The organism is Luteimonas sp. S4-F44 (genome assembly GCF_022637415.1).
In the GTDB taxonomy this organism is placed as follows: domain Bacteria; phylum Pseudomonadota; class Gammaproteobacteria; order Xanthomonadales; family Xanthomonadaceae; genus Luteimonas.
Genome location: NZ_CP093340.1, coordinates 454,782 through 467,026, shown reverse-complemented (window position 1 = coordinate 467,026; position 12,245 = coordinate 454,782). Strand labels below are relative to the sequence as shown.

The following is a 12,245-nucleotide window of genomic DNA, read 5'->3' as shown; positions in this document are numbered from 1 at the left end:
GGCGTGATCTCCCGGCCCTGCCCGTTTCCACCTTCCGCCCTCCGGGCGCTCGCACCGAGCGAGGATTCTGCTCTTGTCCGACAACACCCCTGACGACGCCGGCACGCCGGCCGCCGACACCGCCGTCAAGCGCGTCCGCAAGCCCCGCGCGGCCAAAAAGCCCGCCGATGCTGCGTCCGACGCCCCCCAGCCCCAGCTCCAGCTTCCCGCCCAGGACGCCCCTGCCGCCCCGGCGCCGCCACGTCCGGCCGCCGAGGCCCCGGCATCGGCCGCACCAGAGGCGCCGCGCCCGCAGCCGCCGAAGGCCCCGCCTGCCACAGGCGGCGATGGCACGCCGCAGGACGGCGGACAGCGCCACGAGCCGCGCAACGGCGGTGAACCCCGCAATGGCGGTGAGCGCCAGGGCGGCGAACCGCGCCCGCAGCAGCAGCCTTACCAGAACAACCGCCAGGACCAGAACAACCGGCAGGATCGCCAGGACCAGGGCAACCGCCGCGATCGCTTCAAGAACCGGCGGGACCGCCAGCGCGGCGGCCGCGACGACGGCCTGCCGCAGGACGGCGGCAACGACCACGCGCAGCGCCTGCCGCCGCCGAACGTGCCTGAGGGCTTCCCGCAGTACTCGCTGAGCGACCTGAAGCGGATGCCGGCACACAAGCTGCTCGACATCGCCGACCAGCTCGCGATCGAGGGCGTCGCCCGCGCCCGCAAGCAGGACGTGATCTTCGCGCTGCTCAAGGTGCTGACCCGGCATGGCGAGGGCGTCGTCGCCGACGGCGTGCTCGAGATCCTGCCCGACGGCTACGGCTTCCTGCGCGCAGCCGAGGCCAGCTACCTGGCCGGTCCGGACGATGTCTACATCTCGCCCAGCCAGATCCGCCGCTTCAACCTGCGCACCGGCGACCACCTGCTCGGCCGCATCCGCTGGCCGAAGGACGGCGAGCGCTACTTCGCGCTGTCGGTCGTGGACACGATCAACGGCGAGCCGCCGGAGGCCAGCAAGGGCAAGGTGCTGTTCGAGAACCTGACCCCGCTGTTCCCGCGCAAGCGCTTCAAGCTCGAGCGTGGCGACGGCTCCAGCGAGGACATCGCCGGACGCATCCTCGACCTGATGGCCCCGCAGGGCAAGGGCCAGCGCGCCCTGATCGTCTCGCCGCCCAAGGCCGGCAAGACGATGATGATGCAGCAGGTTGCCAGCGCCATCACCTACAACCACCCCGACGTGCACCTGATCGTGCTGCTGATCGACGAGCGGCCCGAGGAAGTGACCGAGATGCAGCGCACTGTGCGCGGCGAGGTCATCAGCTCGACGTTCGACGAGCCGGCCGCGCGTCACGTGCAGGTCGCCGAGATGGTGATCGAGCGCGCCAAGCGCCTGGTCGAGCACAAGAAGGACGTGGTCATCCTGCTCGACTCGATCACCCGTCTGGCCCGCGCCTACAACAACGTCGTGCCGAGCTCGGGCAAAGTGCTCACCGGCGGCGTCGACGCCAACGCGATGCACCGGCCCAAGCGCTTCTTCGGCGCGGCCCGCAACGTCGAGGAAGGCGGTTCGCTGACGATCATCGCCACCGCACTGGTCGATACCGGCAGCGCGATGGACAAGGTGATCTACGAAGAGTTCAAGGGCACCGGCAATTCGGAAGTCCACTTGGACCGTCGTATCACCGAGAAGCGCGTCTATCCGGCGATCAACGTCAACCAGTCGGGCACCCGCCGCGAGGACTACCTGATCGAGCCCGAGCTGCTGCAGAAGATCTGGATCCTGCGCAAGCTGCTGCACCCGATGGACGAAATCGCCGCGATGGAGTTCCTGCTCGACAAGATGAAGAGCACGAAGTCCAACGACGAATTCTTCTCGTCGATGAAGCGCTAAAGGCTCCCGGCCTTCCGGAGAAACGCCCCGCATCGCGGGGCGTTCTTTTTTGGTTTTTCTCTCAGGTGTGGGGATCGGAGTGCCGCTTCGGATGGGCAGCAGTCCGCCAGCCGGAAGCCGCTCTCCTCTCGGTCAAGGCCGCTTCGTGGTCTGGCCACACGTAGCGTCCGCATGGATGCGCGGCAATACCGCGCACGCTATCCATGCCCTGCCTTGACTCGAACGCGTGGCCGGCGCAAACCAGGGTCAGAGTGCAATTTCGCAAGCCGAAATTGCACTCTGACCCTGGTTTTTTAAGTAGGCAAACAGTGGGCGTCGGACTTTCTGCTCTGGCACTGACTCACGCCGTCTCGGTTTCAGGCGCCGGAATCCGCCCCGCGCGGAGGCGGCGCCCGTGCGATGTCTTCACTCGTCGAAGCGCAGATGCCGGACCGACTTGCCGTGGCGGCGGATCAGCTTCAATGCTTCGATGCCGATCTGGATATGGCGCTCGACGAAGTCGGCGCTGACCCGGGCGTCGGAAACTTCGGTCTTGACGCCTTCGGGAATCATCGGCTGGTCGCTGACCAGCAGCAGCGCACCCGACGGAATGCGGTTGGCAAAGCCGGCGGCGAAGATCGTCGCGGTTTCCATGTCGATGGCCATGCAGCGCATCGCCCGCAACCGCTCCTTGAACGCGTCGTCGTGTTCCCAGACGCGACGGTTGGTGGTGTAGACGGTGCCGGTCCAGTAGTCGTGGCCAAGGTCGCGGATCATCGTCGAGACCGCGCGTTGCAGCGCGAACGCCGGCAGCGCCGGCACCTCCGGCAGCAGGTAATCGCTGCTGGTGCCTTCGCCGCGGATCGCCGCGATCGGCAGCACCAAGTCGCCCAGCTGGTTCTTGCGCTTGAGCCCGCCGCACTTGCCCAGGAACAGCACCGACTTGGGCATGACCGCCGAGAGCAGGTCCATCATCGTCGCCGCGTTCGGGCTGCCCATGCCGAAGTTGATCATCGTGATGCCGTCGGCGGTGGCGCTGGGCATCGGCCGATCCAGGCCCACGACCTGGGCGCCAGTCAGGCGCGCGAAGTGATGCAGGTAGCCGCCGAAGTTGGTCAACAGCACGTGCTCGCCGAACTGGTCCAGCGGTACGCCGGTGTAGCGCGGCAGCCAGTTGCCGACGATCTGGTCTTTTTCTTTCATCGTCTTCTCCTTACTTCGGAGGCATTCTCGCACCGCGCCCTGGTCGGCGCAGCCCGCCACAACTGCGCGCACGGTCGCAGTGCGCACGGCCACGACACGGGTACACTCGATGACGCTTCGGGGGTCGCGCATGCGCGACGGCTGTTCCATCATCCATCGCTTCGGGGAGTTGTCGATGTCTCGTCTGTTGTCCGCCGCCCTGGCGGCCGTCCTGCTGGGCGGCTGTGCCACTACCGCCTCATCCGGGGCGCCGTCCCGTGCCGCTTCCCCGTCCGCGCCCTACCCCAGCACCTATGCGCCGATCGCCGCTGCGCCGGTACTGATCAGCGGCGCCACGGTGCTGATTGGCGACGGCCAGCGCCTGGACGGCGCCGATGTGCTGCTGCGCGACGGCCGCGTCGCCGCGGTCGGACGCAACCTCGATGTGCCGGCCGATGCGCAGCGCGTCGACGGCTCCGGCAAGTGGGTCACGCCGGGCCTGATCGACGTCCACTCCCATTTGGGCGTGTACCCCAGCCCCGGCGCGCGCGCGCACAGCGACGGCAACGAGATGACCGCGCCGGTCACCGCGCAGGTGTGGGCCGAGCATTCGGTGTGGCCGCAGGACCCGGGCTTCGGCGCGGCGCTAGCCGGTGGCATCACCACGCTGCAGATCCTGCCCGGCTCGGCGAACCTCGTTGGTGGGCGCGGCGTCACGCTCAAGAACGTCGCCGCGACCACGGTGCAGGGGATGAAGTTTCCCGGCGCGCCTTACGGGCTGAAGATGGCCTGCGGCGAGAATCCCAAGCGCGTCTACGGCGAGAAGGGCGGCCCGGCCACGCGCATGGGCAATGTCGCCGGCTACCGCTCCGCACTGATCGACGCGGCCGAGTACCGCGACAAACAGACCGGCGATTCGCCCGGCAAGCGCGACCTCAAGCTCGAGACGCTGGCCGGCGCGATGGACGGCGAGATTCTGGTGCACATCCATTGCTACCGCGCCGACGAGATGGCGCAGATGCTGGATCTGGCGCATGAGTTCGACTTCCACATCACCGCGTTCCACCACGGCGTGGAGGCCTACAAGATCGCCGACCGGCTGGCCGCCGAGGGCGTGTGCGGTGCGCTTTGGGCCGACTGGTGGGGCTTCAAGATGGAGGCCTTCGACGGCATCCAGGAGAACATCGCGATTGTCGACCGCGCGCCGGGCGGCTGCGCGATCGTGCATTCGGATTCCGACGAAGGCATCCAGCGCCTCAACCAGGAGGCGGCCAAGGTGCTGGCCAGCGCCCAGCGCGCGGGGCTCGACATCGCGCCCGAGCATGCGATCCGCTGGCTGACCGAGAACGCGGCGCGCTCGCTGGGTGTGCTCGAGCGCACCGGCACGCTGGCGCCGGGCAAGATGGGCGATGTGGTGCTGTGGAACGGGAATCCGTTCAGCGTCTACGCGCTCGCCGAGCAGGTGTGGATCGACGGCGCGCATGTCTACGACCGGTTCGATCCGACGCGCCAGCCGGTGACGGACTTCATGCTCGGCCAGGGCGCAGCCGTCACCGGAGGCACCCGATGAGCCGCGCTGTCTCCACCCGGCGCGTCGGGCGCACGATCGCGCGCCTGCTGTGCGTAGGCGCACTCGTCGCCGCCACGCTGCCGGTCGTCGCGCAGGACGTGCTGATCCGCGGCGCGACGGTCCACACCGCCGGTGCCCAGGGCACGCTACGCGAGGCCGACGTGCTGGTGCGCGGCGGCCGCATCGCCGCGGTCGGCCCAGGGCTGTCGGCGGCCGGCGTGCCGGTCGTCGAGGCCGGCGGGCGTCCGCTGACACCGACGCTGTTCGGCGGCGTGACCGGGATCGGCATCGAGGAGGTGTCGGGTGAGCGCGGCACCCGCGACGACCGCCTGTCTCTCGGCCGCGCCGAGGACATGGTCGTGCGTCCGGAGTTCGACGTCACGCTGGCGTTCAATCCCGACTCGATCGTGATCCCGGTCGCGCGCGTGGAAGGCATCGGCTTCACGCTGCTGTCGGCCGGCAACGCGAACGCGATCGTCGGCGGCCAGGGCGCGGCGATGCGCCTGGACGGCAGCGTCGATCCGGCCGGTCCGAAGGTGCTGTACCTGGCGCTGGGCAGCGCCGGCGCCGAGCAAAGCGGGCAGTCGCGCGCGGCGCAGTGGATGCTGCTGGACCAGTTGATCGACGAGGCGCGCGGCCGGCTGCCGACCGATTCGCACGTCGCGTCGCTGACGCCGGCCGGCAAGCGCGCACTGACGCGTTACCTCGACGGCCAGGGCACGATCGTCGTCGGCGTCAACCGCGCCGCCGACATCCGCCAACTGCTGCGCTGGCGCAAGCGCCACGGCCTGCGCATCGCGATCCGCGGCGGTGCCGAGGCCTGGAAGCTGGCGCCCGAACTCGCGGCCGCCGGCGTGCCGGTGTTCGTCGATCCGCTGGTCAACCTGCCGTCGGACTTCGACCAGATCGGTGCCACGCTCGAGAACGCCGCACGCCTGCACGCAGCCGGCGTGCGTGTCGGCTTCGCGCAGGCCAGCGACGCCTCGCACAACGCCCGCAAGCTGCGCCAGCTGGCCGGCAATGCGGTCGCCCACGGGCTGCCCTGGGAGGCCGGCCTGGCCGGACTGACACGTGTGCCGGCCGAGACCTTCGGCGTCGATGCGGCGATCGGCACGATCGCCGTTGGTCGCACCGCCGATCTGGTGCTGTGGTCGGGCGACCCGTTGGACGTCGCCTACACCGCGGACCAGGTGTGGTTCGGCGGCCGCGCGATCGAGATGCGCTCGCGCCAGACCGAACTGCGCGACCGCTACCTGCCGCCGGCAGTCCCGGCCAACGAGGGTGGCCTGCCGCGGGCCTACCGGCACCGTTGAGGCACGTGCGCCTTCCTCCGCGGTCGGAGAAAGGCGCTTACCCTGCGCGTCGGCTCAGCGCGCGTCGGGCGGGATGCCGTCGACGTCGGGGTCGACGGCGAGCTTGCCGGCGATCAACACCGCCTGGGTGCGGTTGGAGGCGCCGAGCTTGCGCAGCACTGCGGTCATGTGCGCCTTGACCGTGGCCTCGGAGACGCCGAGCTCGTAGGCGATCTGCTTGTTGAGCATGCCATCGCCGAGCATCTGCAGCACCCGGAACTGCTGCGGCGTGAGGTCGCGCAGGCGCGCGGCGACATCGTGTTCGCCGGCCGAGACCGCCGGCGCCGAGACCGCGGCCTCGGGGACGAAACGATCGCCGTCGAGCACCTGCGCGACCGCGCGCCCCAGCGTTTCGGCATCGGCCGACTTCGGGACGAAGCCGGCCGCACCATGGTCGAGTGCCCGGCGCATCACCGCCGGCTCCTCGCGCGCCGACACCATCAGCACCGGCAGTTGCGGGAACTGCGCGCGCAGGTGCACCAGTGCGCTGAACCCCTGGGCGCCGGGCATGTTGAGGTCGAGCATCAACAGATCGGCGTCGGGCTCGGCCTCGACCATCGCGTACAGCGCCTCGACGTTGTGCGCCTCGCGCAGCCGGGCATCGGGCACGGCGCGCGCGATCGCCCCGCGCAGGGCTTCGCGGAACAGCGGATGGTCATCGGCGATCAGCAGGGTCGTCATCGGGCGGGATCAGGCGTTGGGGACGTAGCGTTCCTTGACCAGCGCATCGACGACCGAGGGGTCGGCCAGCGTGCTGGTGTCGCCAAGCTGGTCGGGGGCGTTCTCGGCGATCTTGCGCAGGATGCGCCGCATGATCTTGCCCGAGCGGGTCTTGGGCAGGCCCGGCGCCCACTGGATGTGGTCCGGGGTTGCGGTCGGCCCGATCTCGCGGCGCACGTGCGCGACCAGTTCCTTGCGCAGTTCCTCGGTGTACTCCTCGCCGGCCTTGAGGGTGACGTAGGCGTAGATGCCCTGCCCCTTGATGTCGTGCGGGAAGCCGACGACCGCCGCCTCGGCGACCTTGGGATGGAGCACCAGCGCGCTTTCCAGTTCCGCGGTGCCGATGCGGTGACCGGACACGTTGATGACGTCGTCGACGCGGCCAGTGATCCAGTAATAGCCGTCCTCGTCACGCCGGCAGCCATCGCCGGTGAAGTACATCCCCGGGTAGGCCTTGAAGTAGGTGTCGATGAAGCGTTGGTGGTCGCCGTAGACGCTGCGCATCTGCCCCGGCCACGAGTCGGTGATCACGAGATTGCCCTCGGCTGCGCCTTCGAGGATCGTGCCATTGGCATCGACCAGCGCCGGCTGCACGCCGAAGAACGGCTTGGTCGCCGAGCCGGGCTTGGCCTCGATCGCGCCGGGCAGCGGCGAGATCAGGATGCCGCCGGTCTCGGTCTGCCACCAGGTGTCGACGATCGGACAGCGGCCGTCGCCGACGACATCGGAATACCAGCGCCAGGCCTCGGGATTGATCGGCTCGCCGACGCTGCCCAGCAGGCGCAGGCTTGCGCGCGAGGTCTTCTTGACCGGCGCCTCGCCTTCGCGCATCAGCGCGCGGATCGCGGTCGGCGCGGTGTAGAAGATCGTGACCTGGTGCTTGTCGATCACTTCCCAGAAGCGCGACACGCTCGGGTAGTTCGGCACGCCCTCGAACACCAGCGAGGTCGCCGCGTTCGCCAGCGGGCCGTAGACGATGTAGCTGTGGCCGGTCACCCAGCCCACGTCGGCGGTGCACCAGTAGATGTCGTCGTCGCGCAGGTCGAACACCGAGGCATGCGTATAGCTGGCGAACAGCAGGTAGCCGGCGGTGGTGTGCAGCACGCCCTTGGGCTTGCCGGTCGAGCCGGAGGTATAGAGGATGAACAGCGGGTCTTCCGCGTTCATGCGCTCGGGCTCGCAGGTGTCGGGCTGCCCGTCGACGACGGCGTCGTACCAGCGGTCGCGCGGCATCTGCATGTCGACGGCGCCGCCGGTGTGGCGGACCACGAGCACGGTCTCCACGCTCTGCGCGCCGGGCAGTTTGAGCGCGGCATCGACATTTGCCTTCAGCAGCACGCGCTTGCCGCCGCGCATGCCCTCGTCGGCGGTGATGATCAGCTTGCTGCCGCAGTCGCCGACGCGGTCGGCGATAGAATTGGGCGAGAAGCCACCGAAGACCACCGAATGCACCGCGCCGATGCGGGCGCAGGCGAGCATCGCCACCGCGGCCTCGACGATCATCGGCAGGTAGATCGTGACCCGGTCGCCCTTGGCGATGCCGAGGTTGCGCAGCGCATTGGCCAGCCGGCACACGCGAGCGTGCAGCTCGCGGTAGCTGATGTGGCGGGCCTCGGTGTCGGGGCCGTCGGGCTCCCAGATCAACGCGGTCTTGTCGCCGTTGCGCGCCAGGTGGCGGTCCAGGCAGTTGACGCTGACATTGAGCTCGCCGTCGTCGAACCAGCGGATGCGGAAGTCGGACAGGTCGTAGCTGACGTCGCGGATCCGGGTCGGCGGCCGGTACCAGTCCAGCCGCTGGGCGATCTCGCCCCAGAAGGCTTCGGGGTCCTGGACCGATCGCGCGTAGTCGCGCGCGTAGTCGTCCTGGGTAATGGTGTCGGGACCGGCGAAACCGGCCGGGACCGGATGACGTTCTTCGGGACTGGACATGCGGGACCTCTTCCCCTTGTTGCGCGTCACGCCAGTGTGCCGCATCCGCCGGCTCGCGACGCTAGGACCTTGGTCTAGCCCGCGGGGTCCCCCGTGCGTCCGCGCGCCGGCCCGGCGCGTGCCGCGTCCGCTACGGGCGGCCGCACTTCGACCAATGGCGAATGGGCGCGGAGCGCGCTGCCATGCAGTCTGCGCGCAGGACCGGGCGCCGGTTCGACCAGGCTCAGGCTCACGCATCCCTTGGGAGGGGACATGACACAGACCATCGCCGCGCAGGCCAGGCCGCGCCTGCTCACGGCCGCCGTGCTCGTCGCGCTCGCACTGCCGGGCGCCGCATTTGCGCAAACCGCCAAGGAGCGCGAGCTCGAGGCGCGGATCGCGCAACTCGAATCGCAGGTGCAGGCGCTGCTCGGGCAACAGCAGCAGACCGCCGCGCAGGTGCAGGAAGTGCGCACCGCGCAGGCGGCCGCGCCGGCGGTCGCCGCGGCACCGATCCCGGCCGGCAGCCAGCCGATCCAAGCCACCACGATCACCCCGCAGGCCAATCCGGGCACCAAGTTCACCGTCGGCGGCATGATCCGCATCGATGGCATGGCCACCAAAACCACCGACGGCGACATCGCCAAGGGCACCGCCGGCCGCGACTTCTACGTGCCCGGCGCGATCCCGGTCGGCGGCGAAGGCCCGGACACCTACATGGACGCGCACGCGAAGTTCTCGCGGCTGTGGTTCGACGCCAGCACCGTGCTCGACTCGGGCGACAAGCTCGGCGCGCGCGTGGAGATGGACTTCTTCGGCGGCACGCTCGGCAACTCGGCGGCGACCAACACCTACGGCGCCACGCTGCGCCACGCCTATCTGACCTACAACAACTGGCTGGTCGGCCAGACCTGGTCGAACTTCATGGACACCAACGCGTTGATCGACGCGGTGGACTTCGTCGGCCCGACCGACGCAGTCGTGTTCGTGCGCCAGCCGCAGGTCCGTTACACCAGCGGCCCGTGGACGGTATCGATCGAAAGCCCGGAGACGACGGTGCAGCCCTTCGGCGGCGCGGCGCGGATCATCGCCGGCGACAACAGCGCGATCCCCGACGTTATCGCCCGCTACACCCACAAGGCCGACTGGGGCCACGTGAGCGTCGCCGGCATGGCGCGCCAGCTCAAGTACGAGCCCGCGCCGGGCCTGGACAGCACCGATACCGGCTTTGGCGCGACCGTCAGCGGCCTGGTCAAGCTGGGCGACAGCACCGACATCCGCTACCAGGTCAGCGGTGGCGAGGGCATCGGCCGCTACATCGGTCTGGCGACGATCCAGCAGGACGCGATGGTCGACGCCGCCGGCAACATCGACGCGCTCGGTGGCTGGGCCGGCTATTTCGGCGTGCGCCAGGTGTTCAGCCCGTCGGTGCGCGGCAATCTGTATTACGCCCGCTCGCAGTGGGACAACGACACCGCCTGGACGGGCCTGGGTGTGACCCGCAAGGTGCATTCGGTGCACGCCAATGTGATCTGGTCGCCGGTGCCCAAGCTCGACTTCGGCGTCGAGGCGATCTGGGGCGAACGCACGCTCGAATCGGGCGTCGACGGCGAGCTGATGCGTCTGCACACGATGGCCCGCTACTCGTTCTGATCCACCCCGGCGCGGTCGCTGCATCGACCGCGCCGGACTGCGCTCGCGCGCCTGCCGCACGCACGACCGGACCGCCGGCATTCCGCCGGGGCCGTCCATCCCACGCACGCTTCGGAGGGGAAGCTTCCCATGTCCAGCACGACCGCCAACGCGGCGCCTACGGGCCCGCTGACGAAGGGCCATAAGAAGGTCATCTTCGCATCCAGTCTCGGCACCGTCTTCGAGTGGTACGACTTCTATCTCTACGGTTCGCTTGCGATCATCATCTCGCGGCAGTTCTTCAGCGGCGTCAACGAAACCACCGGCATGATCTTCACGCTGCTGGCGTTCGCCGCGGGCTTTTTCGTGCGTCCGTTCGGCGCTGCCTTCTTCGGCAGCCTCGGCGACCGCATCGGACGCAAGTACACGTTCCTGATCACGATCCTGATCATGGGCATCTCCACGTTCCTGGTCGGCGTGCTACCCAGCTACGCGTCGATCGGCGTCGCCGCGCCGGTGATCCTGATCGTGCTGCGTCTGGCGCAGGGCCTGGCGATGGGCGGCGAGTACGGCGGCGCGGCGACCTACGTCGCCGAGCACGCCCCGCCCGGCAAGCGCGGGTTGTACACCAGCTTCATCCAGACCACCGCGACGCTGGGCCTGTTCCTGTCGCTGGCGGTGATCCTGGGCTGCCGCTGGATTCTCGGCGTCGAGGCGTTCGAGGACTGGGGCTGGCGCATTCCGTTCCTGGGCTCGATCGTGCTGCTGGGCATTTCGGTGTGGATCCGCCTGCAGCTGTCGGAGTCACCGCTGTTCCAGGAAATGAAGGCGCAGGGCAAGGGCTCGAAGATGCCGTTCCGCGATTCGCTCAAGGACGGCAATCTGAAGCTGATGCTGCTAGTGCTCTTCGGCGCGACCGCCGGCCAGGCCGTGGTCTGGTATGCGGGCCAGTTCTACGCGCTGTTCTACCTGCAGAGCATGCTCAAGGTGGACCTCACGGTGTCCTACCTACTGATCGCCGCGGCATTGCTGTTGGGCACGCCGTTCTTCCTTTTCTTCGGCTGGCTGTCGGACCGGATCGGTCGCAAGAAGATCATCATGGCCGGCTGCCTGATCGCCGCGATCACTTACATCCCGATCTTCAAGGGCATCACCCACTACGCCAACCCGGCGATCGAGGAAGCCAGCACCAACTCGCCGGCCGTCGTGGTCGCCGATCCCAAGACCTGCAGCTTCCAGTTCGATCCGGTGGGCATCCGCAAGTTCACCAGCTCGTGCGATGTCGCGACCGCCGCGCTGACCCGCGCCGGTGTGCCCTACAGCGTCGATCCGGCACCGGTCGGCTCGCTGGCCCAGGTGCATGTCGGTCAGACCGTCGTCACCTCCTATGAGGCCGAGGGGCTGGCGGGTGATGCGCTCAAGGCGCAGCAGGGCGAGTTCGGCGGCGCGCTGAAGGCGGCGCTGACCCAGGCCGGCTACCCGGAGAAGGCCGCCACCGATCGCATCAATGTGCCGATGACGATCCTGCTGCTGTGGATCCTGGTGCTCTACGTCACGATGGTCTACGGCCCGATCGCCGCCTACCTGGTCGAGCTGTTCCCCACCCGGATCCGCTACACCTCGATGTCGCTGCCCTACCACATCGGCAACGGCTGGTTCGGCGGCTTCCTGCCCGCGATCTCGTTCGCACTGGTGGCCGGCACGGGCAACATCTACTACGGCCTGTGGTATCCGATCGGCATCGCGATCATGACCCTGGTGATCGGCACGTTCTTCCTGCGCGAGACGCGAAACGTCGACATCACCAAGTAGGCACTCTCGGCGGGACCCAGAACCCGCCACGCAAGACCCGGACGCCGGCCCTTGGGCCGGCGTTCGTCGTTCGGGGCATCGCGCCTCCGTATCCGGGAGACGGAGGCGTGGCATGCGTCGCCCGCCAGGTCGTCGCCCGCGGCCGACAGGCCCACCGGCCCTGCCCGACATCCGTTGCTGGGCCGATCGTGTTCGCGGTGAGCGCGCGGGTTGC

Annotated in this window: 8 protein-coding genes; 5 read left to right on the top strand and 3 right to left on the bottom strand. The window is 69.0% G+C overall.

Features of this window, described 5'->3' with window-relative positions; translation table 11 throughout:
* The first annotated feature begins 73 nt into the window (after positions 1 to 73).
* The gene (rho, locus tag MNO14_RS02075; protein WP_241945158.1) at positions 74 to 1,876 is read left to right on the top strand and encodes a transcription termination factor Rho; all 1,803 of its coding nucleotides are present in this window, start codon (positions 74 to 76) and stop codon (positions 1,874 to 1,876) included.
* A 405-nt stretch (positions 1,877 to 2,281) separates the two neighbouring features.
* Here the strand turns inward: rho and MNO14_RS02070 are convergent, their stop codons facing one another.
* Positions 2,282 to 3,058, bottom strand: coding sequence for an AMP nucleosidase (locus tag MNO14_RS02070; protein ID WP_241945157.1), 777 nt, complete (start codon positions 3,056 to 3,058; stop codon positions 2,282 to 2,284).
* A gap of 175 nt (positions 3,059 to 3,233) precedes the next feature.
* Here MNO14_RS02070 and MNO14_RS02065 point away from each other — a divergent pair, with 175 nt between their 5' ends.
* Together MNO14_RS02065 and MNO14_RS02060 are read left to right on the top strand one after the other, a co-directional pair.
* Complete coding sequence (locus MNO14_RS02065) at positions 3,234 to 4,607, top strand: amidohydrolase (RefSeq protein ID WP_241946230.1); 1,374 nt, start codon at positions 3,234 to 3,236, stop codon at positions 4,605 to 4,607.
* Positions 4,604 to 5,920: an amidohydrolase family protein gene (locus tag MNO14_RS02060; RefSeq protein ID WP_241945156.1), complete on the top strand. Its 1,317-nt coding sequence runs from the start codon at positions 4,604 to 4,606 to the stop codon at positions 5,918 to 5,920. The genes MNO14_RS02065 and MNO14_RS02060 overlap by 4 nt, the downstream gene beginning before the upstream one ends.
* 54 nt (positions 5,921 to 5,974) lie before the next feature.
* On the opposite strand, the gene MNO14_RS02055 is transcribed toward MNO14_RS02060, so the two are convergent.
* Together MNO14_RS02055 and acs are read right to left on the bottom strand one after the other, a co-directional pair.
* Positions 5,975 to 6,640 carry a response regulator transcription factor gene (locus tag MNO14_RS02055; protein ID WP_241945155.1) on the bottom strand — a complete coding sequence of 222 codons (666 nt, stop codon included), beginning with the start codon at positions 6,638 to 6,640 and terminating at the stop codon, positions 5,975 to 5,977.
* Between the two features lie 9 nt (positions 6,641 to 6,649).
* Positions 6,650 to 8,608 (bottom strand): acetate--CoA ligase, encoded by a 1,959-nt coding sequence (acs, locus tag MNO14_RS02050; RefSeq protein WP_241945154.1) that lies wholly within the window; start codon positions 8,606 to 8,608, stop codon positions 6,650 to 6,652.
* Positions 8,609 to 8,860: 252 nt separating this feature from the next.
* On the opposite strand from acs, the gene MNO14_RS02045 reads away from it, so the two are divergent.
* Both MNO14_RS02045 and MNO14_RS02040 read left to right on the top strand, forming a co-directional pair.
* Entirely contained in the window at positions 8,861 to 10,240 is a 1,380-nt protein-coding gene (locus tag MNO14_RS02045) for a DcaP family trimeric outer membrane transporter (protein WP_241945153.1), read from the top strand.
* Between the two features lie 129 nt (positions 10,241 to 10,369).
* Positions 10,370 to 12,031: an MFS transporter gene (locus MNO14_RS02040; protein ID WP_241945152.1), complete on the top strand. Its 1,662-nt coding sequence runs from the start codon at positions 10,370 to 10,372 to the stop codon at positions 12,029 to 12,031.
* Positions 12,032 to 12,245 lie beyond the last annotated feature (214 nt).